Here is a 22,955-nt window from a genome sequence, read left to right as displayed (position 1 = left end):
TAATAGATTTAGTGGCGTATCTTCAGCCTAAATATAAAGTAACACCCTACAGGACTAGTGATTACCGCCTCTATCAACTGCGTATTCCAAGTGAGCAATCTAAAGATTAACTCGCAGTTTTAGGCATTAAAAATCGTTAAGCGTGACTCCACAATCGGTATTTGATTAGGAGTCATGGCTTAGTTTTTTTAAGATACCGCTTTCGTTTCTTTCTCTATTTCTGCCAATAAACTACAAGGCATAAAGCTTTCAGAATTTGCTTCTTTTAAGTGTAATTTAAATCTATCGGGAACGTCGTCGGTTAAGAAACTTCCTGTTTTAACTAACGGGAAAATTTCGTCGTAACGCGCAATATGACACTGATCTACTCGCCTAAATATATGGGTACGATTTAGTTCGCTAGTTCTCACATGTCCTGTAGAAGACAAGATATCCATCAGCGCATGAATAGTTTTTTTGTGAAAGCGGTACACGCGCTCGTACTTGTCTTCAACGTTTAAGCCCTTGGCAAGCTTGGGGTCTTGCGTTGCTACACCGGTCGGACATTTATTCGTATTGCATGACAGCGACTGAACACATCCAAGTGCCAACATCATTCCTCTGGCACTGTTACATAGATCGGCGCCTAAACTTAGATTTTTCGCTAACTGAAAAGCGGTAATGATTTTTCCAGAAGCAATGATTTTAATTTTGTCGCGAATACCAAAACCAGTGAGACAATCGTCAACAAACGCCAACGCTTCACGTAGAGGAAATCCTATAGAGTTTGTGTACTCAAGCGGTGCGGCGCCGGTACCTCCTTCGCCCCCGTCTACCGTTATAAAATCTGGCGTTACGTCCTTCTCTACCATGGCTTTGCACATGGCAATAAACTCACTTTTTCTACCCAGCGCCAGCTTAATACCCACTGGTTTATATCCACTTAACTTGCGTAACTGACTAATAAAATCAACCATTTCTAAAGGCGTTGCAAACGCTTTATGTCTAGGGGGAGAATCAACTTGAGTTCCAGGCTCAACCCCTCTTATTTTAGCTATTTCAGGGGTATTTTTATACGCAGGTAAAATACCACCATGTCCAGGCTTAGCGCCCTGGCTTAGCTTTATTTCTATCATTTTTACATTGTCGAGTTTGGCTTTTTCTTCAAAAAGAACAGGATCGAAACCGCCATCTTTACTTCTACAACCAAAGTATCCCGTACCAATTTGCCAAACGATATCGCCACCATTTTCGAGGTGATATGGGGTTAGACCACCCTCACCTGTGTTATGGTAAAACCCGCCTTTTGCAGCACCTTTATTTAGCGCCAAAATGGCATTTTTTGACAAGCTTCCAAAGCTCATTGCGCTTATGTTAAGTATGCTTGCACGATACGGCTTTTTGCAATGAGGGCCACCTACCGTCACTCGGGGATCTTCATCCATGTCTTCCACTTCGCGAGCAGATAAAGAATGGCCAATCCACTCATAGCCATCTTTATACGTATCTAGCTGAGTACCGAAGGGAACAGTTTCTCTACTGTTTTTCGCACGTTGATAAACAATCGAACGAAACATGCGGGAAATAGGTGCTCCGCCAGTATCGGTTTCTATGATGTATTGCTGGATGTAGGGCCTTAGTCCCTCGACGGTCCATCGTACCCTGCCAATTAATGGAAAGTTCTTTAAAATGGCATGTTTTGTTTGGAAGGCATCATATAGACCAAAAATGAGTAGCGTGACTGATAAGAGTAAAAACCACCACACGGGCGCCCACAATACGCCAATCACCACATTGAAAGCGACCAGCAGGGTTAGCACAGTTAGAATTGTTAAACGCATTCAAAGTCCTTCTTTATTTTTGGTCATATCTAAACAAAATAATATGCCTACAACCCTGTTCAATACACCTGAAATCGGGAACTAGATTTACTTTAGCGGTAAATGACTGATTTAGGGTTTAAATATACTGAGCCGGCTTTTAGCTCAAATGGGTTACGCGTTACCAAATTATGCAATTACAATGCTTTTTTAGCTGCGAAAACAAGCCATTGCATGCTAGTCTAAAACCTTTCAATTAGCGAGTTGAGAGAGCGATTTGTAGCTATCACTGGTTAATAGATGATGTGACCTATACAAAGGTAACGGATTTTACGTTCAACATTTTCTGAAAGGTAATTCATGGAGTATGCATTTCTTCTTTTCGCATTTGTTTGCGGCTTAACGGTTAAACTTATTGGCATTCCTCCTTTAGTTGGCTACTTGGTAGCTGGCTTTTTATTAAATTTTGCAGGCTACACGCTCACTGAAGATTTAACCCAAATAGCCAACTTGGGCATCACCATTATGCTCTTCACCATCGGTCTGAAACTCAACATCCGCGATTTGAGTCGACGAGAAGTTTGGGCGGGAAGCGTTTCACATACCTTAGTATGGGTGGGCGTTATTACCTGTTGCGTCTATGCGATTGGTGCGGTTGCTGCAAATTTCGTTGATGGGCTTACATGGAAAAGCGCTGCGCTTATCGCTTTTGCCCTTAGTTTCAGTAGCACAGTCTGCGTGGTTAAAGTATTAGAAGAAAGTGGCGAAAGTAAAACCCGCCACGGCCGCCTTGCCATTGGCATTTTGGTCATGCAAGACGTTTTTGCTGTTATCTTCCTTGTTGCTGCAACTGGAAAGCTCCCCTCTGTGTGGGCGCTTGCGTTGTTGGCCTTATTCCCAGCAATGCCAATCATAAACAAAATGATTAATAAGTCGGGCCACGGTGAACTGCTTCCGCTTACTGGCTTTATCCTCGCCTTAGGTGGCTATCACTTGTTTGAGCTGGTTAACATTAAAGGCGATCTTGGGGCACTAATCTTTGGAATCATGTTAGCCCAACATGAAAAGGCTTCGGAGCTAGCGAAGTCGCTGCTTAGTTTTAAGGATCTCTTCTTAATCGGCTTCTTCCTTACTATCGGTCTTACCGCCCTTCCCGATATTAGTATGATTGTCCTAGCTATCGTGTTCTGCTTATTTATACCGTTAAAAGCAGCACTCTTTTTCGGCTTATTTACGTCACTTCGCCTTCGCGGTCGCACGGCTTACTTGAGCAGCTTGGTGCTTTCAAATTACAGTGAATTTGGCCTTATTGTTGGCGCACTAGCCGTTTCATTAGGTTTATTGGCAAACTCTTGGTTAGTGGTGATTGCTTTAGCCGTATCTATTTCATTCGTTATCACCAGCGTGCTCTATCGCAATTCTCATTCTCAATATCACAATCATAAACACACCATTAAACGTTTTGAGAAAAACGAGCGCTTAAAAGAAGACATTTATCCTACTCTCCACAACGCGGAGTTTTTAGTGTTGGGGATGGGACGAGTTGGTCGCGGTGCCTTCAATGCGTTATCTAAATTAAGTGATGTGAGCGTATGGGGAATGGACGCCGACCGAGTAAAAGTAAAAGAGTTATCAGACGAAGGCTTAAACGTAATATGCGGCGACGGTGAAGACGTCGATTTGTGGGATAATTTAGATATCAAACAAATTCAGCTTGTTTTGCTTGCTCTGCCTTCCATCCAGGACTCAATAAACATCACACGTCAGCTTAAAAACGCGGGCTATGTTGGAAAAGTTGCGGCCATTGCACGATATGAGGATGAAGTATCACATCTATTAGAAAACGGTGTAGATAAAGTCTTCAACTTCTTTACCGAAGCAGGGCTTGGTTTTGCTGAAGAAAGTCTTGCTTATGCGCATGCACAACAGTAATGCTGTTCTAAATGCGAACAATGGATGAATTGAGAAACGTTATCGTTTGTAAACAACTGTTTTACAAAGACTTTTTTGACATGCAGTCAAATTTAGACTAAACTTCACGCAAATACGTTAATAGGGTTTACACAATGCAAGGTGATAAACAAGTTGTTGCAAAATTGAACGAAGTACTGACAAGTGAACTTACTTCGATAAATCAATACTTTCTGCACGCTCGTATGTTCAAAAACTGGGGTTTTTCTGAACTTAACGAAAAGAATTATAAAAAGTCTATCAAGGACATGAAGCAAGCGGACGATCTTATCGAGCGCATTTTATTCCTTGAGGGCCTTCCTAATCTTCAAGCGTTAGGCAAGCTTTATATCGGTGAAGATACCGTTGAAATGCTGTCATGTGATGCGCGTTTTCAAAAAGAACAGCTTCCACTACTTCGTGAAGCTATCGCGCTGTGTGAAGAAAAGCAGGATTATGTTTCTCGTGATTTGCTTGAAGACCTTCTTGAATACGAAGAAGAGCACCTAGACTGGATTGAAACGCAAGAATACCAAATTGATGCTATGGGTATAGAGAACTACCTACAAGCGCAAGTAATGGGAGATGACTAATGAAAGGTAACCAAGCAATCATCAATGGCTTAAACGAACTACTCTCTTATGAGTTAGCCGCCATGGATCAGTATTTCATTCACTCTCAGATGTATCTTGATTGGGGTTTGAATAAACTTTATGAACGCATCGATCATGAATTTGATGACGAGCGTGGACATGCAACTAAGCTAATAGAACGCATGCTGTTTTTAGAAGGTACGCCTGACATGACGAAGCGCACAGGCTTCAAAGTGGGTAAAGATGTACCTGAAATGCTTGAAAGCGATTTACGTGTTGAATATGAAGTTGATGCAAAGTTACGTGAAGTTATTGCGCTTTGTGAAACCGAAAAAGACTATGTTACTCGTGACATGCTAATTGTACTACTAGACGATACAGAGATGGATCACGCACACTGGCTAGAGCAGCAGCTTGGCCTTATTAAGCGACTAGGTATTCAAAACTACCTTCAGTCGCAAATGTAAGAAATAGCGTTCACGCTACAATTTACAGGTAATTAATAAAAGGCCGCTCTTAAATAAAGAGCGGCCTTTTTTGCTTGTTTACTCCCCTTTCTTAGGGAGAGTCTTATTGCTTTTAATACAGTTACTGCTGTGTAACAAAATACAAATAGCTGGGGCTTTCTTTATCTTTAATATTTAGACGTAGCTGCCATTTCATCACTGGCTCACTACAGCTACCTAACATAAACCAACCTGACCACTTTCCTTGACCATCGTTATCTAACAGCACGGGAATTTTGCCCATATACATGTTTACCCCTTCAATCCATGCGCTCTCTATTTCCTCTCCCTCAGGAACTAAGAGCTTAACCGTTACTGACTCTTCGGCTTCAGGCATGGCTGAAAAAGTGGCAATTGCTAACCTGTCATCAATTAAGAATTCGCAAGTTTCATTGACAAAGTTGCAGCTGTTTCCTATTCCATTAACTACGCTAGTGTCTTTTAACACCGATGACTGGAATTTATGTGCAAGGTATACACACACGGCTACAACAATAATAGCCACTAATGGAAGCTGGGAATGTAAAATTTTTGATCGTTTATTGTTATCGTTATTTAGCATTTCTTAAATTTTGTGTATTTCTTCATTGACGGAGATCAAGCTTAGGTAGTTTATGGTATCTTTTTGTAATTAAAAACCTTATCATCCGCGTACCAACTGGCTTGGAGACAATAATTATTACTCTTTCCGAGCTCGGTGTGAAGCGTTATTCCTTAGCTGATACACGTCTCGACCGTACTATTCCGGCAGTTGGAGACCATAGTTCATTTGAAGTGGAAGATTCATTAAAATGAGTGAAATAAGCCAAGCACAACCTGACTACAATTATAAAGTAGTTAGGCAATTTACCATCATGACCATAGTCTGGGGTATCATTGGTATGGGCCTAGGGGTATTTATTGCCGCGCAGTTATTTGCACCTATGCTTAACTTTGACACACCATGGCTAACATTCTCACGTTTGCGTCCGTTGCACACTAACGCCGTTATTTTTGCCTTCGGCGGCTGTGCGCTATTTGCAACGTCGTACTACATCGTTCAGCGTACCTGCCAGGTAAGACTGTTCAGTGACAAACTTGCCGCATTTACCTTTTGGGGTTGGCAAGCCGTTATCGTTTTAGCTGTTATCACCCTGCCTATGGGTTTAACCAGCTCAAAAGAATACGCTGAACTAGAATGGCCAATTGATATCCTTTTGGCACTGGTTTGGGTCGCTTATATCATTAACTTCTTCGGAACCCTAGTAATCCGTAAAGTTTCGCACATTTATGTTGCAAACTGGTTCTTAGGCGCGTTCATGTTAACTGTTGCAATTCTTCATATTGGTAACAGCATGGCTATTCCGGTATCTTTCACTAAATCGTATTCACTGTATGCAGGCGCAGTAGACGCTATGATGCAGTGGTGGTACGGCCATAACGCGGTAGGCTTTTTCCTGACTGCGGGCTTCCTTGGTATGATGTACTACTTCGTACCTAAGCAAGCTGGTCGCCCGGTTTATTCATACAGACTTTCAATTGTTCACTTCTGGGCACTTATCTCTCTGTATATCTGGGCTGGTCCTCACCACCTTCACTACACTGCCCTACCAGACTGGACTCAGTCACTAGGTATGGTGATGTCTATTATCCTATTCGTTCCATCTTGGGGTGGTATGATTAACGGTATTATGACGCTATCTGGCGCGTGGCATAAACTTCGCACCGACCCAGTACTGCGTTTCCTAATTGTTTCGTTGTCTTTCTACGGTATGTCTACCTTCGAAGGTCCAATGATGGCAATTAAGACCGTTAATGCACTGTCTCACTACACTGACTGGACAATTGGTCACGTACACTCTGGCGCTCTAGGTTGGGTTGCAATGGTTTCAATTGGTTCAATTTACCACTTAATTCCAGTGCTATTCGGTCAGCGCGCTATGTATAGCACCAAGCTAGTTAACGTACACTTCTGGTTCGCAACTATCGGTGTTGTTCTATACATCGTAGCAATGTGGATGTCTGGTGTACTACAGGGTCTAATGTGGCGTGCAGTAAATGCTGACGGTACGTTAACCTATAGCTTTGTTGAGTCATTAGAAGCGTCTAAGCCTTTCTATGTGGTTCGTTTCATTGGTGGTTGTTTCGTGGTAGCAGGTATGCTTGTTATGGCATACAACACATGGAAAACCGTTCGTGCACCTAAAGGCAGTATCGCTGCAGACCCAGCGACTCAGCCGGCGTAGTAAAGGAGACGAATAATGAAAAACGCACATGAGTTAATTGAAAAGAACGTCGGTCTGTTAACGGTATTAATCCTTATCGCTATCAGCTTCGGTGCCATGGTCCAAATAACGCCGTTGATGTTTCAACAGCAAACCATGGAACCGGTAACAGGCTTACGTCCATATACCGCGCTTGAGCTTGAAGGCCGTGATATCTACATCCGTGAAGGTTGTGTAGGTTGTCACAGCCAGATGATCCGTCCATTCCGCGCTGAAACAGAGCGTTATGGTCACTACAGCGTTGCTGGCGAATCAGTATGGGAGCACCCTTTCCTTTGGGGTTCTAAGCGTACTGGTCCTGACCTAGCACGTGTTGGTGGTCGTTACAGCGACGAATGGCACCGAGTTCACCTGCTTAATCCTCGTAACGTGGTACCAGAGTCGAATATGCCAGGTTTCCCTTGGCTTGCGGAAAACACGCTTAATGGCGAGTTAACAGCTGAAAAAATGGAAGTATTCCGTGGATTTGGCGTTCCGTATACCGACGAAGATATCGCGGGTGCGAAAGCGGCAGTACAGGGCAAAACGGAAATGCAGGCCCTTATTGCTTATCTACAATCTCTTGGCACACATTTGAAATAATATGGACCAGGGAATTGTAGGCAGCATTTTTACTGTCATCGTCTTTGTAAGCTTCATCGGTGTTGTATGGTGGGCGTTCAGCAGCCGCAACAAGAAAAAATTCGATGAAGCTGCAAACCTAGTGTTTGCAGACGAAGAAAAAGAAAAATCAAAAGAAGATTAGCAGGAGTCTCGAACTCATGAGTATGTTTTGGACAATTTGGATTTCAGTGATAACCCTAGGGTTAATCATTGGTTGCTACTTCCTTCTTCGCTGGTGCCTTTCTAACAAGACTGGCGTAGCTGAAGGTGAGTCAATGGGCCACGAATTTGATGGTATTGAGGAGTTGAACAACCAACTTCCTCGCTGGTGGACAATTATGTTCTACATGACCATCGTTTGGGGCTTTTTATACCTAGCGCTTTATCCTGGCCTAGGTGCGTATGAAGGTATTTTGGGTTGGAAGAGCTCTAACCAAAATATTCAATCGCTAGAAGAGTCAGCTCAGGCGCGTATTGATGCTAAAGAGCAAGGCTACCTAGTAGAATATGACCGTGAACTAGATTTCGCTGCCGAGAAGTTCGATCCGATCTTCGAAGCGTATGCACAAGTTCCTGTTGAAGAACTGGCTAAAGACCCAGAAGCAAATAAAGTAGGTCAGCGTTTGTTCCTACAAAATTGCTCTCAGTGTCACGGTTCTGATGCACGTGGTCAAAATGGCGGCTTCCCTAACCTAACGGACAACGACTGGTTGTACGGTGGTTCAGGTGCGAAAATCGTTGAAACTCTTACGCTTGGTCGTAAAGCAGCTATGCCAGCATGGCTAGATGCTATGGGTGAAGACGGTATCGAAGAAGTGGTTAACTACGTACTTAGTTTAAGCGGTCGCGATGTGGACCCTCAGCTTGCAGAAGCAGGTAAAGCTCGTTTCGCAGCGTGTGCGGCTTGTCACGGTATGGACGGTAAAGGTAACCAAGCACTTGGTGCACCAAACCTTACTGACAATATCTGGCTATACGGCGGCAGCCACAGAGCGGTAACAGAAACGCTTACTTACGGTCGTAACGGTGTAATGCCTTCATTCAAGAAAACCTTGGGTGATGACAAAATTCACGTTGTTGCAGCGTATGTATACAGCCTTTCAAATGATTAATGATTTAAATCATTAAATATCTTAAAAAGCCTCGTTACTACGGGGCTTTTTTTATGAGAAAATACAGCGGTATAGAGAGTGCCATGCGAACATTCTTTGTACACGTTTAACATGTCTCGCCAACACTATATTTATCATTATTTGCCGGCTTTACGTGTAGTTGGGGAAGTAAAAATAAATATGTTGTTAGTGAAGTAAATACGAGAAAAGATTTCGATGAATAGACCCTGGTATAAAGAGTTCTGGCCCTGGTTTTTAATTGCCGTTCCTATCATTACCCTCATCATGGGTGGCGTGTTATTAAACCTTGCTATTTCTACGGAAGATAGCTTGGTGGTAGACGACTACTACAAAGAAGGAAAAGCAATTAATGCCCGTCTGGACAAAGAAGCCATAGCCCGCCGCATGAATATCACCACTGATTTAACCATTGAAGATGGAAGCATAGCGCTGCAATTTCATTCGGGGATTCCTCAAGAAGGTAACGCGGTTAAATTAAGTTTCTATCACGTAACGCTAGAAGAGCGCGATGTTAGCGTTTTATTGAGTCGCGACGCTAACGGTATTTATCGCGGCTTTATTGAAGAAAACCTTGACGGTAAATGGCGCATATCGCTGACGCCGATTGATGATAGCTGGAAAATTCAAAACACGGTCTATCTGCCCCACACTGGCAAAATGAAATTCAATCCATAATGACGAAGCACGACTGTTACCATTGCGGCTTGCCTATAGCGAGTCCAGACAATGGGAAATTTACTACTGTCATTTTAGGGCAACAACGAGACATGTGTTGCCCTGGCTGCTTAGCGGTAGCTGAAGCGATCGTTAACAACGGCCTTGAAGACTATTACCAGTTTAGAACCGAACCGGCGCAAAAATCTGACGACAGTATTTTAGAAACGTTAGATAAGCTAAAAGTCTATGACGACCCTTCCCTTCAAGAAGAGTTCGTGTTTGAAGAAGGTCAGGACAAACAGATTCAGTTGACCCTTGAAGGTATTACATGCGCTGCGTGTGGCTGGCTTATCGAAAAGCAGTTGTCGAAAGTAGAAGGAATAAAGCAAGTTGCGGTAAATGTACAAGAGCGCCGCGCTTTAGTCACTTGGTCACCGTTTCAAATTAAGCTTAGCCAAATTCTATCTACGCTAAAACGCATTGGTTATGTTGGGTCACCATTTCACCCCGACGAACACGAAGCCAGTTATAAACGCGAACAGAAGACCTTTCTAAAAAAGCTTGGCCTAGCAGGCATTATGACCATGCAGGTTATGATGCTGATGACTGGGCTTTATTTTGATTGGTTCGGCGCCATTGAGTTAGAGACCCGCCAATATTTTTATTGGGTTGCCCTTACGCTTACTACACCAGTGGTGCTGTATTCAGGCAGCACCTTTTATGTGGGCGCCGCTAAAGCGCTAAGCGCCAAAACGGTTAATATGGACGTACCCGTTACGCTCGCCATATTCGGTACTTACATTGCTGGAATTCGCTCTACAGTATTAGAGCAAGGTGAAGTGTATTTCGAATCCATCTGTATGTTTATTTTTCTGCTGTTACTTAGCCGATTCTTAGAACATCGCAGTCGTCATCGCGCCGCACAGATCTCTGCCAATATGATGCAGTATGTGCCCGTATCAGCGACCAAACTAAATCCGGATGGCAGCCTAACCGAGTGTCTGGCTAAGCAGCTAAAAATTGATGACGTAGTACTGGTGAAGCCTGGTGAAACAGTCCCCATTGATGGGGTGGTAACCGACGGCAACGCAGCGGTTGACGAATCAATGCTTACCGGCGAGTTTAACCCCGTGCGTAAGTCGAACAGTAGCCCGGTTTACGGCGGCACGGTTTGTCAAGATGGTACGCTAACCATTACGGTTACGCAGACCCTTAAAAATGCGCTGGTAAATCAAATTGTACGACTGCAAGCAAGTGCGATGGCGAGTAAGCCTAAAGCAGCGCAGATAGCCGATAATTTTTCTCGCTATTTCGTTACCGCGGTATTGCTGATTTCGGCGTCAACCTATGGCTTTTGGGCGTATCAGGGTAGCGACGAGGCATTTTGGATCACCATATCGGTGCTGGTTGCAACCTGTCCTTGCGCACTAGGGTTGGCTACGCCATCAGCGTTAACTTGCGCTATGGCAAAGTTAAACCGACAAGGTATTTTACTAAAACGGGCCGATGCGCTTGAACAAATTACTGACATTGACACCATCGCATTAGACAAAACCGGCACGCTCACAAAAGGCAAATTTACTATTTCAAATGCATGGTACGCTGACGGTGTGGATAGTAATAGTGCGCTATCAATTGCGCGCGCTTTGGAGTCACGCTCTGAACATCCGATTGCCAAAGCCTTTAGCGACGGTGTAGCCCTAAGCGAGATTTCTGCCTCTAGCGGTAGTGCTGACGCCATCGATAACACGGTACACAAAGTGACTAATTTTACCGTTACGCCAGGAGGTGGTATCAGCGGTGAGATCAATGACACGTTGTTTTCTATGGGATCTGCAGCATTCAGCGTTCACGAATCACAGCTAAAACTCATTGAAGCTTTCCCTTCAGCTAACGTGTTTCTCACGGTTAAGGGGCGTATTATGGCGGCGTATGAAGTAAAGGATTCACTAAGAGAAGATACGCAAGAAACTCTCGATATATTAGCTGCAAGTCATACTCTCGCCGTTTTAAGTGGTGATACACAGCAAAACGTTAATGCGCTTACCGCACCATTGCCAATTTCGACCGCTAAAGGTGGCCTAACACCTGAGCAAAAGTACGAAGCCGTTCAAGCTATGCAGCAATCTGGCGCGAAAGTGATGATGATGGGTGACGGTATTAACGACGCTCCAGTTCTTGCCAGCGCTGATGTGGCAATTGCAGTGGGTAATGCCACAGACGTGGCTAAAACTGCGGCCGACGTGATACTCCTTGGCGATCAGCTGCTTTCTGTACCAGAACTTATTCGAACTGCGCACCAAGTGAAGCAAAAAATAAGGCAAAATATTGGCTGGTCGGTAGGTTACAACGTTTTGATCTTACCTTTCGCCGTATCAGGCCTACTTTCACCGTGGATGGCTGTTGTTGGTATGTCGTTAAGCAGTATCATTGTGGTCACAAACTCAACGCGACTTTTGAGCAAATAGCATGAGTATTATTTACGTATTAATTCCAATCGCCATCATCATTGTTGCCGTCGCTATCGTGATATTCTTTTGGGCGGTGAAAACCAATCAATTTGAAGATTTGGATCGCCAAGGGTATAGCATACTGTTTGACGATGATCTTCCGCCAGAAGAAAAAAAGCTAGCTGAGCAACGCAAGCAACTTCAAGACAGTAAAGTAGACAAAAGCCAAGCGCCACATGGAAGGGATTAACTACTTCTCTGCCTTTCTTATCGGCTTAGCCGGTGGAGTTCACTGTGTGGGAATGTGCGGTGGAATTGTCGCTGCGCTAAGGATGGTATCCCCTAAAGGCGCTTCAGCACTACCCTATACCCTTGCCTATAACATGGGACGTATAGTGAGCTACACCATCGCCGGAGCAATAACCGGGGCACTTGGAAAAATTGCAGCAGATTATATACCTCTTGCCAACTATGCCCTTTCCCTACTTAGCGGAATCATGTTGCTTCTACTGGCGTGTTATTTGGGTAAGTGGTGGACTGGCTTAACAGTGCTGGAAAATGCGGGTAAAGGCCTATTTTCCAAAGTCCAGCCGCTTTCAAAACGCTTTTTGCCATTTAAGACCCCTTTAAGTGCGTTGCCTTATGGTTTTATTTGGGGTTGGCTTCCTTGCGGTTTGGTGTATTCCACACTTACCTGGTCTCTCGCGGCGGGTAACGCGCTAGAAGGCGCTGCTATTATGTTCTTCTTCGGTTTGGGTACATTACCCACCTTGCTCGCCGCAAGCGCTGGTAGCCAATATATTGTTCAAAGTTTTCAACATAACCATTTTAGACAAATTATTGCAGTAATAATGGCAATATATGCAGCTTATCTTATTCATGGCGCAATCGTTTAAAAATGGGTGTATTATTGTCGGGTATTCTTTTAGAGAGCGTGCATTATGAGCAAAGGAAGCCAATTTTCTATTCACTGTCAAAACTGTAGTTTCAGTCACCTGTGTTTACCGGTGGCGTTAAACAAAACAGAAATCGAGTCTCTTGACGATATTATTGAACGCAAGAAGCCGCTTCATAAAGGTGACACGCTGATTCAAACTGGTGATAAATTCCGTTCTCTATTTGCAGTGAGAACCGGTTCATTCAAATCATTTGTGACTAATACCGAAGGTGAAGAACAGATTACCGGCTTCCACTTTCCTGGTGATATTATCGGTTTCGATGCACTAAGAGAGAATAAACACCAAAGCTATACTTCTGCGTTAGAAACTGCCATGGTGTGTGAGCTTCCCTACGAGACCCTCGACGAAATGTCAGTGCAATTTCCAAAGCTACGCCACCAGATCATGAGCTTCATGAGCGCTGAAATAAAACAAGATCACGACATGATCATGCTTTTAAACAAGCGAACTGCAGAAGAGCGCTTACTGTATTTCATCTCACACCTGTCGCAACGCTTTGAAGAGCGTGGCTTTTCCCATAGAGAATTCCACTTAACCATGACGCGCAACGAAATTGGAAACTATTTAGGATTAACGATTGAAACGATTAGCCGTCTGTTAAGCCGTTTTCAAAAAGACAACATCATAAAGGTAGACGGCAAGCTTATTACTATTTTGGATTTCGATAGGCTAAACACCAAACTAGCGGCGCTTAACGGCCCTAGCGTTGTCTGCGGTTAGTCCTTTTTAAGTGTTAAATAAGGCGCGCACTAAGCGCGCTTTTTTGTAACCTGTGTTAGCCACCTATCTACCCTTTCAGCGCCACGCCGGTTGCTCCATATTCAATTAGGTACGTTCACTCATGGTCGCCTCGTAAAATTCTTGATCTAAAACAACTTACGTTTTTCCCAATGTCGTTTATAGTTAGTATTAGAAAGCTTCGATTTCGACAGCCGCTACTAAGTTTCGTAGTTAGGGGGACGTTATGATTGAGTGTAAACGAATTCTGGCCGTGGTAGATGCCGAGCGCGATAACCAACCTGCACTGAGCCGTGCTTATGAACTCGCTTCAAAAACAGGCGCTTCAGTTACCGCAATGATGGTGGTATACGACTTATCTTATGATATGACGACCATGCTTAGCCCGGATGAGCGCGAGTCAATGCGCGATGCAGTTACAAAGGAGCATGCAAAATGGCTTGCCACCCACTTAAGAGAACAAGGATTCACTGAAACTGATATCGTTGTAGAATGGAATAATCGTGCGTATGAGTCGATTATTTACTACACCCTAAACAATCAGATAGATTTAGTGGTAAAGGCAACCAAAAAGCACGACGATCTTGCTTCTGTTATTTTCACCCCCACCGACTGGCATTTAATGCGTAAATGCCCTCGGCCAGTATTGCTCGTTAAAGAGCACGACTGGCCAGAAGGAGGAGAGATTATTGCTGCAGTAAACGTAGGCAGTGAAGACGATGAGCACGCCGCACTTAACGATAAGCTCACCCTCATTGCTAACGACTACGCCTCTTTATTGAAAGGGAGCGTAAATTTGGTCAACAGTTACCCTTCTACACCACTTAATATCGCCATAGAAGTGCCTGAGTTCGACCCCGATACCTATCACGACGCGGTAAAAAATCATCATTTAAAAGAAATGCGTAGTCACGCGTTAAAGTACGGTATTCCTGAGAACAAATGCGTAGTAAGAGAAGGCCTTCCGGAAAAGGTCATCCCGCTAGTGGCAAAAACACTGGATGCAGAGCTGGTTGTTATTGGTACCGTTGGCCGTGTGGGCATTTCAGCGGCCCTAATTGGTAACACTGCAGAACACGTGATCGACGAACTCAATTGCGATGTGCTTGCTATTAAGCCAGATGGATTTGTGTCGCCGTTGTCGGTGTAATCTTTTCATCAGTACCGCATAGCCCGTGTTTTCCGTTACTTAGCGGCCAACACGGTATGTCACCAACAAATTTAACTTCACAAGCATGGTCTCGAAAAGCCGCTTTAATGTATAATGGTGGCTTTATCACAAACCAAGCTAGTTAATTATGAGTTTAGGCACAAACAGTGCTGACGCGTCGCCATTAAATGCTGCGCAAAGTAAGCAAAAGTACAACTTCAACAAACTTCAGAAACGACTTCGCCGCAATGTGGGTAAAGCCATTGGCGATTTCGGTATGATTGAAAACAACGACAAAGTAATGGTGTGTTTATCTGGCGGTAAAGACAGCTACACCATGCTAGATATTTTATTGTTTTTAAAGAAGATTGCGCCTATTCATTTTGATATCGTTGCGGTTAATCTTGACCAAAAGCAGCCTGGTTTCCCCGAACATATCTTGCCTGAATATCTAGAAAGCATTGGCGTTGACTACAAAATTGTAGAAGAAGACACCTACTCTATTGTTAAAGACAAAATTCCAGAGGGAAAGACAACATGCTCTCTCTGTTCTCGCTTGCGCCGTGGTATTTTGTACCGCACGGCAAAAGAGTTAGGTGCGACTAAAATTGCATTAGGTCATCACCGCGACGACATGCTAGAAACGTTTTTCCTCAATATGTTTCATGGTGGCAAGCTTAAGTCTATGCCGCCAAAGCTAGTCAGCGATAACGGTGAACACATCGTTATTCGTCCATTGGCGTACTGCACAGAAAAAGACATCGAGAAATATTCTCAGGCCGCTGAATTTCCGATTATTCCTTGTAACCTTTGTGGCTCACAAGAAAACCTACAGCGCCAAAACATAAAGGCTATGCTACAAGACTGGAACCGTCGCTTCCCAGGTCGTATAGAGTCGATGTTCCGTGCGCTTCAAAACGTAGCGCCTTCACACTTAATCGACAGCAACCTTTATGATTTTAAAGCTATAGCTACACAAGAAGGCCCGGTAGAAGACGGTGATATCGGGTTCGATGAACCTTCTTTCACTACAGAAAATAGTACGGACTTCAGTGATGAAGATAATACTATTGAAGTAATAAACATTATGGAACCTAAGTAAATGAAAATTGGACTTGCGCTAGGTGCCGGTGCCGCAAGGGGCTGGACTCACATTGGCATAATTGAAGCATTAGAAAAACTCGGCGTAAAAATTGACGTTGTAGCGGGATGCTCTATTGGTGCCTATGTTGGTGCTGCCTACGCAAGTGGCAAGCTGGAAGGATTGAAAGAGTGGGCCTGTTCCCTCAGCGACTGGCAGGTACTTGCTCTTATGGGCGTAGGACTTAGACGCGGCGGCATTGCAAGCGGACAGAAGGTTTTCGACAAACTAGCAAGCGAGTTTTGTGAATCGACTTATGAAGACATGCTTAAGCCATTTGCGGCTGTGGCTACCGACCTTTATACAGGCCGTGAAGTGGTGTTTAACTCTGGTCCTATTGGAGACACCATTCAAGCATCCTGCGCTATTCCCGCACTTTTTGCGCCCGTAGCACACGGTGATCGTTGGTTGGTAGACGGTGCCGTTGTAAACCCTGTACCGGTGAACTTATGTCGCCAATTAGGGGCCGATTTTGTAATCGCGGTTAACCTTAACGCCGATTTCCGACCACTTCGTCTTGAAAAGTTGAGACAAGATCATGAAGAAAACCAGCGCAAAACTGAGGACTTTTTTACAAAGAGTCAAAACGTACTACGCCAATGGTTCTCCCCTGACAACAAAGAAGAAAAAGCCCTAGAGAAAAAAGATGAAAAAGACAGCGTCTCGGCTGGCAATGTAAAGACTGAAGAAGGCATTGCTTCTGATGTGATTGAAAAAGTGGAAGAAGAGTTGACCGAAGTCCCCGCTAAAGTGAACAAGCGAAACCCGCCGGGAATTATGAGCGTGATGAGCAGTTCACTTGAGATACTTCAAGCTCGCGTCACACGCTCACGCTTGGCTGGCGATCCGCCTGACATTCTTATTGAGCCTCAGCTTACCGACGTGGGTATTATGGAATTCCACAGAGCCGAAGAGCTATGCGCGAAGGGCGAAGAGACCATCGCGCGTTTAGCAGAGCAAATAAGGTATCAGCTTCTTACCTAATCCCAAATATGCATTTAGCTTGAAGCCATAGCGGTAACACGTAGCGGCGCATGAGGCAGTGTTAAGCCTTTTGCGTCGTTGATCCAATCTTGTTCTAGATGCAATACGCCGTTATTGATTTGCACACCTTGTGGTGTAATGAAATCTAAATTCTTGTCATCAAACTGAATCATCAAGCCCTTTACCGAAGGCATCATGAAAGACAAAAAACTTCCCATTTCATTAAAGAAAGCTTCGTACTGACCATACAAAAACGTAAGGTCGTCTTTTGTGTAATACTGCTTAAGATATTCCGGCTTGGTTTCAAGTTGTACCGACATATCACACACGTTCGCGCGTTCGTTTAAATCGATGCGAACCAGTGCGTTGGCAAGTTTCAGGGCCTTTTCAGTAGGCACCGTGAATCGCCCTTCACCACTCACTTCTAAGGGCATTGTTTTCTTATCGGTTACGATAGACGCTCCGTTAACTTCACATAAACGCCCTTCGCCAACACGAACAAACCCGAATGCAAACTGAAGTGCTTGGGTATCTTCATTATCCAGCTTTTTAACATGGCTATAGAAACGGCTGTACTCAACATCTATCGTTTCAGCAGCAACGGAAGAACTGCCTACACCAATAAACAGAGATGAAGCAAAAAATAAAGCAGCGCGTATCATTCGGATAAAAACTCCTCGTTAAATAGGATCATAGTTTGAAGCTCTTCAACATAAGCGGCTCCTCGCTCAGAGTAATTCATTAGCCCTTCAGCTAACGCAACACCAGTTATAGGAATTTGGTTTGCACGCAGTCGGCTGCGGATCTCTCTTAAATCCGCATACGCGTCGTGGCGGTTTAAATTTCGCATGTAGGTGTACGTTGCACGCGACAAACTGTCGAATTTGGCAACTTCATGAGATGCCCCATCGTTTCGACGGTTAGGAACAAAGCCACACCCCTTAGAGAAACACCATAAGCCAAAGAAGTTATAGCCCTTTCTTGCGAACCGGCTGGTGCCCCAAGCTGACTCATTCGCGGCTTGCACGAGCACGAGTTCGGCTGGTAGAACATCAATCTTTTGTAGCAAAGCTAGCAATTTTGATTTTAGCGGCTGCGTTGGCTTAACTCGATATTCCTCTTCTAACCATTCAAGCCTTGCCATATCTTCTTCAGAGAGCGTTTCGTTAGCTAACGCCTTTCTATATAAGGTTTGTACGTAATGTCTAAGCGTGAGTAGATACGCATTCTGCTTCTCTATTTCGGGACGTAAATAGTTAAAAAATGCCTCTTTCTTCTCTTTTACATCTGTATAGGCAGAGAAGTTAGGCACCGGCTTTTTAGCTTCAACCGTTTGCGGTATATCTAAAATATCCGGTTCGTCCTCAGTAAAAATTATGGCGTTAATGACGATTACCGCCAATACGCCTAACGTAATGAGGACAATTTTAAAGGTTTCACGCTTATGCATCGAAGCTAGACTCATTCACATCGTTTTCAGATGCTTCCGTGCTTACTCCCTGCTCGCCAATCAGTTCCTGATAGAGCAAGCCCATCATACTAAAATAAAAAGGTAATACCCAAATAAGTGAAAAGCCCAGCGTTAATGGCACCGACACAAACAGTAAAAAGAACACACCAAATATGCTGGCGATTTGAGCCCAGTATGCATTAAATACGCGACACGACAGGATGATCGCGCTAATTGGCGTTAACTTTCTGTCAGCAACCAACATAAGTGAAAAGGACGAGGCTAAATAAAAATAAACGCCGGGTATAATAAGCAACATTATACCAAGTTGAACAAGAATACTGTTCACTAGCTGAGTTAGCGCCAGCAAAAATATCAAGGGGAAAAACTGGAAAACGGTAAATACTGAAGTTTTAGTGCCGCGGGCAACAAAAACGCCCATCATATACAACCCCGTCAACAGCGGGGCAACGATGCAGATTGCAACAATTTCTATGATAGACTGATGCTCGAATACATAGGTCCCATCGTCATTTATTGTGATGTACTGCTGAGCAAATACACCTAACACGACAAACGTCAAAAATAGAACAACACTTCCCTGCAGCAATGATGAAAAGTTTGCCTTTGTTAAACCGGCAGCGCGGCGCAATAGACCTTTGGTATCAAATTGATACTGTTTAGACAACGTATTGTTCAGGCGGTCTTGGTTTACGTCTTTCACACAACTCTCTTATCTTTTTGAAAAATCGGCGCGATTATACCAATTCACAAAAACAAATGCCTGTTTGTAAGGTAAACAAACGTTAACCTAGTACTAATTTCGCAGCTAAACCGACGAGTAGCACCCCCATCGCACGGTCTAACCAATACCCTTTTTTACCAATAAGCTCAGCTACTTTACTGGTGCTCAAAAGGTATGAAAGAAAACAGAACCACAGTCCAGTAGCTATAGCTAAATAGATACCGTAGCCAAGTTTCACTGTAAATGGAGTATCAATACTAATAATTGCAGTAAACAATGAGAGGAAAAATAGCGTTGCTTTTGGGTTTAGTCCATTTGTGAGAAAGCCCATCCAAACTGCGCGCTTTGCAGATATGTGGGATGTTTTCTTTTCAGCGTTAACTGCCTGGTCCTGCTTTACAGGCCCGCTTCTAAGCGCACCAAACGCAAGGTACAGTAAATAAGCTGCGGCGGCATAGCTAAATGTGGTGAATAACCATGGAGTAGTTGCAATAACCACACTAAGCCCCACTAACGAGTAAGCCACATGCAGTAATATAGCTAAGCCAATCCCTATACTGGTGTACATGGCGATACGTCTGCCATAGGCCACGCTGTTTCGAACAACCACCGCGAAATCTGGCCCTGGGCTAGCAACAGCCACAAGGTGTACCAACGCAATGGTAAGAAACTCATTCATATACTGCATGTTATGCGCCTCCTACAGCGCGTACTTTGACATTAATTGATCAACCCATTGTGGGACGATGTGAGAAGCAGGGCCTGTTAGCGATTCATCGAACAATGTATTAGTTACGCCCGGCTCCAAATTTGCCTCTATGGTGTGTGCGCCACTTTCTTTAGCGATCTGAACAAAACCCGCGGCAGGATAGACATTACCTGATGTGCCAATGGCAATAAACACATCAGCCTTTGAAAGCGCATCGTAAATCTCTTCCATGTACATGGGCATTTCACCAAACCACACGATATCCGGTCGTAAGGTTACTCTGTTGCAACACGGGCATTTAGTGGTGTGATCAAAACTATCACTCCAGTCAAAAGTCTGCTGGCTTATAGCGCAGCGCGCAGATAGCAGCTTGCCATGCATATGGTAAACAGACTGGCTTCCACCGCGCTCATGCAAGTCATCCACATTTTGAGTAACCAACATCAGGTTGCTACCGAACGCTTTCTCAAGTTTGGCCAGCGCCTCATGCGCTGCATTAGGATTCACGTCGTCTTGCTGTAACTGCGCACGTCGAGCGTTGTAAAAGCGATAAACTAAGCTAGGATTTTGTTCAAAAGCCTCTGGGGTGGCCACCTCTTCTACGCGATGATTTTCCCAAAGGCCGTCATTATCCCGAAATGTCTTTAATCCAGATTCAGCGGAAATACCCGCACCGGTAAGAATAACAATATTGGGTAGAGATTGATCAGATGGCATCAGGTTGTTCTTACTCTGTAGTTATAGCGCTAATTATACGATTAGCATGTTGTATATTTACTTAGTTAAAAGCCGCGACTCTTTACATACCTTTGACCACAGGATATTGAGTATCAGCGCCCCACTCTGACCAAGAGCCATCGTATACTGAAACCTGCGTTGCGCCGCACAATAATGCCGCCACTCCAATTATGCAGGCGGTAACGCCAGAACCACACGTACAAATAATGGGTTTGCGTAAATCGATATTAGCGCGGTCAAAAACAGGCTTAAGCTGCTCAACTGGCAAAAAATGCCCGCTTTTGAGTAAGGTGTCAAAAGGAATATTAAACGCACCAGGCATATGACCTGAACGTACTCCTTCACGAGGCTCTGACACTTCTCCTTTGAATCGCGGCGCGCTGCGCGCATCAACAAGTTGTGCTTCAGTATTTATTGCCTGAAGTACTGCACCGGAATTTGCGAACCAACCAGGCCTAGGCGTAGCTTGATAGGTTAATTTTCCGTATTGTTGTTGTTCTGAAACCGGCAGCGCTGCTTTTTCCCATGCAGGCTGTCCGCCATTTAATATATAAACATCTTGGTGGCCCAACGCTTTTAACATCCACCACACTCTTGGTGCAGAATATATTCCACGGGTATCGTATACCGTAATAGGTGTATTCGCTGTTATGCCCTGATTACCAAGATAAATAGCAAGGTCATTTGCAGAAGGCATACTGTGAGGGAGACCTGTAGTGTGATCGCTTCCTTCACTATCTAAGTCAAAGTCGACTGACGCAGGTAAAACCATTGCCGTGCGCGTATCTGGTGTTTTTGAAACGGGGTCGTCCATTAACGCTCGTACAAGCGTTGCCGGCTTTTGTTGCATTACATTGGCTAATTCACCAACTGAGAGCAATACCGATGCCATTACATTCTCCTAAAAGGCACCCACATCAGCGAGTGCCCTGTATTACCCCGATAAAACAAATCGGTACGTATTCAAACACATCACATAGTTAGCTAATTAACTAACCTATGTTGCGGATCTACTTAGCTAAGAGCTGCGATAGCCGCGTCGTAGTTCGGCTCTTCTGTTGTTTCTGCAACTTGCTCTGTGTAAACCACTTTGCCTTCGGCATCGATAACCACTACTGAACGAGACAGCAGCCCAGTAAGCGGCGCTGATTCAAAGGTAACACCATAGTCATCACCAAAGCTTGAGCGGAAAGTCGAGCCTGTAAGTACATTTTCAATACCTTCAGCACCACAGAAGCGACCCGCTGCAAACGGAAGATCTGCCGATACACAGATAACTGTAGTGTTATCCAATTTTGCCGCTTCCTCGTTGAATTTACGCACAGACATTGCACATGTTCCCGTGTCGATAGAAGGGAAAATGTTTAATACCACATTTTTTCCTGCAAGCTCAGACAGTGTTACTTCACCCAAATCTGCTTTCACTAATGTAAAGTCTGGTGCAGATGTACCTACTTCAGGAAGCTGACCCTTTGTCGTAACTGTATTGCCTTGAAAAGTAACTGATGCCATTCGCTTTCTCCGTGTTTTGTTAATATGAAATAGTGGATGTAAAACAATACTTTCGCAAATAAAAGTGACGCTTTTTAAATGTTACTTTTAACCTGCGACTCTGCAAACGCAAGCTTATGCTGCAAATGCGGCTTACCTTTTAAATATTCCCGTCTAAACACACTGAAATAATGCGCTAAGGTTTGTGCCCCTTGCTTCTGTTCTGCAAGGTCTAAAACGCTAATACCAACTTCAGCAGTACAGTGTTGGAAATCATGGGTAGATTCGCGTAGTAAATAATCTGACGCTACGTCCATACTCACGCCCAACACAGGAAAGTCATGCAAGTAAGGGCTCTTCACGAACATTTTTTTTGCTTCACGCCACGTTCCATCCAAGAAAATAAATAGTAACGTTTTCCCAGTATTCAATGGTGGCGTATCAATACAACGTTCAGCTGCAGCATATTCGTGTGGAAATACCACGATAGGAAAATATTTTTCGTTGCGAAGTAACGCCAATAGCGCCTCTTCTGGCTCGGTGCGCTTCCACAAAAATGCGTGGTTATCTTTAACCACGTCCGCAATTAAACGACCGGTATTAGTAGGCTTATAATATTCGCCTTTGTACATCAAGAACAAAACCGCCACATCAGTGCCAGCCTCAGGCTTAAATTCACAAATACAGTTTTGCGTTGGAAGCAGACATGCGTCGCAGCGAACTACTTTACTCCCACGAGCGTGGAATGGACGTTCAGCACGAGATAACTCGTCTAAACGAAGTGACATAACAGAATTCAAGATAGTACGTCTTTGCCAAAATTTTTATGGATTTTACCATAGTAATTTGTGATAAAAGAGCGCAATTATCTTATCAATTTTTTGATTAAAATTTG

General features: G+C 44.1%; 25 protein-coding genes. 15 read left to right on the top strand and 10 right to left on the bottom strand.

Going from position 1 to position 22,955, the window contains the following annotated elements:
* Nucleotides 1–188 precede the first annotated feature (188 nt).
* Nucleotides 189–1,820: an FMN-binding glutamate synthase family protein gene (locus ACFI6L_RS19140; RefSeq protein WP_039227671.1), complete on the bottom strand. Its 1,632-nt coding sequence runs from the start codon at nt 1,818–1,820 to the stop codon at nt 189–191.
* Between the two features lie 339 nt (nt 1,821–2,159).
* Here ACFI6L_RS19140 and ACFI6L_RS19135 point away from each other — a divergent pair, with 339 nt between their 5' ends.
* The 3 genes from ACFI6L_RS19135 to bfr (ACFI6L_RS19125) all read left to right on the top strand — a co-directional run bounded on the left by ACFI6L_RS19135 (nt 2,160) and on the right by bfr (ACFI6L_RS19125) (nt 4,809).
* The gene (locus tag ACFI6L_RS19135; protein WP_462574623.1) at nt 2,160–3,731 is read left to right on the top strand and encodes a cation:proton antiporter domain-containing protein; all 1,572 of its coding nucleotides are present in this window, start codon (nt 2,160–2,162) and stop codon (nt 3,729–3,731) included.
* 134 nt (nt 3,732–3,865) lie between these two features.
* Nucleotides 3,866–4,342, top strand: coding sequence for a bacterioferritin (bfr, locus tag ACFI6L_RS19130; protein WP_014949586.1), 477 nt, complete (start codon nt 3,866–3,868; stop codon nt 4,340–4,342).
* Entirely contained in the window at nt 4,342–4,809 is a 468-nt protein-coding gene (bfr, locus tag ACFI6L_RS19125; protein WP_014949587.1) for a bacterioferritin, read from the top strand. The genes bfr (ACFI6L_RS19130) and bfr (ACFI6L_RS19125) overlap by 1 nt, the downstream gene beginning before the upstream one ends.
* A 121-nt stretch (nt 4,810–4,930) precedes the next feature.
* On the opposite strand, the gene ACFI6L_RS19120 is transcribed toward bfr (ACFI6L_RS19125), so the two are convergent.
* Nucleotides 4,931–5,410 (bottom strand): hypothetical protein, encoded by a 480-nt coding sequence (locus ACFI6L_RS19120; RefSeq protein WP_039227669.1) that lies wholly within the window; start codon nt 5,408–5,410, stop codon nt 4,931–4,933.
* A gap of 229 nt (nt 5,411–5,639) precedes the next feature.
* Between ACFI6L_RS19120 and ccoN the strand changes: the two genes are divergently transcribed.
* The 12 genes from ccoN to ACFI6L_RS19060 all read left to right on the top strand — a co-directional run bounded on the left by ccoN (nt 5,640) and on the right by ACFI6L_RS19060 (nt 16,927).
* The gene (ccoN, locus tag ACFI6L_RS19115; RefSeq protein WP_014949589.1) at nt 5,640–7,073 is read left to right on the top strand and encodes a cytochrome-c oxidase, cbb3-type subunit I; all 1,434 of its coding nucleotides are present in this window, start codon (nt 5,640–5,642) and stop codon (nt 7,071–7,073) included.
* A gap of 15 nt (nt 7,074–7,088) precedes the next feature.
* Nucleotides 7,089–7,694, top strand: coding sequence for a cytochrome-c oxidase, cbb3-type subunit II (gene ccoO / locus ACFI6L_RS19110; RefSeq protein WP_014949590.1), 606 nt, complete (start codon nt 7,089–7,091; stop codon nt 7,692–7,694).
* Nucleotide 7,695: 1 nt separating this feature from the next.
* The gene (locus ACFI6L_RS19105; RefSeq protein ID WP_014949591.1) at nt 7,696–7,857 is read left to right on the top strand and encodes a cbb3-type cytochrome oxidase subunit 3; all 162 of its coding nucleotides are present in this window, start codon (nt 7,696–7,698) and stop codon (nt 7,855–7,857) included.
* A gap of 16 nt (nt 7,858–7,873) precedes the next feature.
* Nucleotides 7,874–8,827 (top strand): cytochrome-c oxidase, cbb3-type subunit III, encoded by a 954-nt coding sequence (ccoP, locus tag ACFI6L_RS19100; protein ID WP_014949592.1) that lies wholly within the window; start codon nt 7,874–7,876, stop codon nt 8,825–8,827.
* 216 nt (nt 8,828–9,043) lie between these two features.
* Entirely contained in the window at nt 9,044–9,523 is a 480-nt protein-coding gene (locus ACFI6L_RS19095) for a FixH family protein (protein WP_039227668.1), read from the top strand.
* Nucleotides 9,523–11,973, top strand: coding sequence for a heavy metal translocating P-type ATPase (locus ACFI6L_RS19090; RefSeq protein ID WP_456252663.1), 2,451 nt, complete (start codon nt 9,523–9,525; stop codon nt 11,971–11,973). The genes ACFI6L_RS19095 and ACFI6L_RS19090 overlap by 1 nt, the downstream gene beginning before the upstream one ends.
* Nucleotide 11,974: 1 nt before the next feature.
* On the top strand, nt 11,975–12,205 hold the full coding sequence (ccoS, locus tag ACFI6L_RS19085) for a cbb3-type cytochrome oxidase assembly protein CcoS (protein WP_014949594.1): 231 nt from the start codon (nt 11,975–11,977) through the stop codon (nt 12,203–12,205).
* Complete coding sequence (locus ACFI6L_RS19080) at nt 12,192–12,851, top strand: sulfite exporter TauE/SafE family protein (protein ID WP_014949595.1); 660 nt, start codon at nt 12,192–12,194, stop codon at nt 12,849–12,851. The genes ccoS and ACFI6L_RS19080 overlap by 14 nt, the downstream gene beginning before the upstream one ends.
* 45 nt (nt 12,852–12,896) lie before the next feature.
* Nucleotides 12,897–13,634, top strand: a complete 738-nt coding sequence (gene fnr, locus ACFI6L_RS19075) for a fumarate/nitrate reduction transcriptional regulator Fnr (RefSeq protein ID WP_014949596.1) — start codon at nt 12,897–12,899, stop codon at nt 13,632–13,634.
* Nucleotides 13,635–13,878: 244 nt separating this feature from the next.
* Complete coding sequence (gene uspE / locus ACFI6L_RS19070) at nt 13,879–14,802, top strand: universal stress protein UspE (RefSeq protein WP_014976624.1); 924 nt, start codon at nt 13,879–13,881, stop codon at nt 14,800–14,802.
* A gap of 148 nt (nt 14,803–14,950) precedes the next feature.
* The gene (gene ttcA / locus ACFI6L_RS19065; protein ID WP_014949598.1) at nt 14,951–15,904 is read left to right on the top strand and encodes a tRNA 2-thiocytidine(32) synthetase TtcA; all 954 of its coding nucleotides are present in this window, start codon (nt 14,951–14,953) and stop codon (nt 15,902–15,904) included.
* Nucleotides 15,905–16,927 carry a patatin-like phospholipase family protein gene (locus ACFI6L_RS19060; RefSeq protein ID WP_014979378.1) on the top strand — a complete coding sequence of 341 codons (1,023 nt, stop codon included), beginning with the start codon at nt 15,905–15,907 and terminating at the stop codon, nt 16,925–16,927. It abuts the gene before it with no gap.
* Between the two features lie 14 nt (nt 16,928–16,941).
* Here the strand turns inward: ACFI6L_RS19060 and ACFI6L_RS19055 are convergent, their stop codons facing one another.
* The 8 genes from ACFI6L_RS19055 to ACFI6L_RS19020 form a co-directional block, all read right to left on the bottom strand.
* Nucleotides 16,942–17,589 carry a DUF2987 domain-containing protein gene (locus ACFI6L_RS19055; protein WP_014976627.1) on the bottom strand — a complete coding sequence of 216 codons (648 nt, stop codon included), beginning with the start codon at nt 17,587–17,589 and terminating at the stop codon, nt 16,942–16,944.
* Complete coding sequence (locus ACFI6L_RS19050; protein ID WP_014949601.1) at nt 17,586–18,377, bottom strand: glucosaminidase domain-containing protein; 792 nt, start codon at nt 18,375–18,377, stop codon at nt 17,586–17,588. The genes ACFI6L_RS19055 and ACFI6L_RS19050 overlap by 4 nt, the downstream gene beginning before the upstream one ends.
* Nucleotides 18,370–19,101, bottom strand: coding sequence for a YciC family protein (locus ACFI6L_RS19045; protein WP_278343586.1), 732 nt, complete (start codon nt 19,099–19,101; stop codon nt 18,370–18,372). Before ACFI6L_RS19045 ends, ACFI6L_RS19050 begins: the two co-directional genes overlap by 8 nt.
* An 82-nt stretch (nt 19,102–19,183) precedes the next feature.
* On the bottom strand, nt 19,184–19,810 hold the full coding sequence (locus ACFI6L_RS19040) for a LysE family translocator (RefSeq protein WP_014949603.1): 627 nt from the start codon (nt 19,808–19,810) through the stop codon (nt 19,184–19,186).
* 12 nt (nt 19,811–19,822) lie between these two features.
* On the bottom strand, nt 19,823–20,548 hold the full coding sequence (gene cobB, locus ACFI6L_RS19035; protein WP_462574622.1) for a Sir2 family NAD+-dependent deacetylase: 726 nt from the start codon (nt 20,546–20,548) through the stop codon (nt 19,823–19,825).
* 82 nt (nt 20,549–20,630) lie between these two features.
* The gene (locus ACFI6L_RS19030) at nt 20,631–21,461 is read right to left on the bottom strand and encodes a sulfurtransferase (protein ID WP_462574621.1); all 831 of its coding nucleotides are present in this window, start codon (nt 21,459–21,461) and stop codon (nt 20,631–20,633) included.
* A 122-nt stretch (nt 21,462–21,583) separates the two neighbouring features.
* Nucleotides 21,584–22,081, bottom strand: a complete 498-nt coding sequence (gene tpx, locus ACFI6L_RS19025) for a thiol peroxidase (RefSeq protein WP_014949606.1) — start codon at nt 22,079–22,081, stop codon at nt 21,584–21,586.
* Nucleotides 22,082–22,155: 74 nt separating this feature from the next.
* The gene (locus tag ACFI6L_RS19020; protein WP_014976631.1) at nt 22,156–22,848 is read right to left on the bottom strand and encodes a tRNA-uridine aminocarboxypropyltransferase; all 693 of its coding nucleotides are present in this window, start codon (nt 22,846–22,848) and stop codon (nt 22,156–22,158) included.
* Nucleotides 22,849–22,955 lie beyond the last annotated feature (107 nt).

Source organism: Alteromonas sp. G4i35 (genome assembly GCF_054960375.1).
This window is presented reverse-complemented; position numbering and strand designations above follow the sequence as displayed.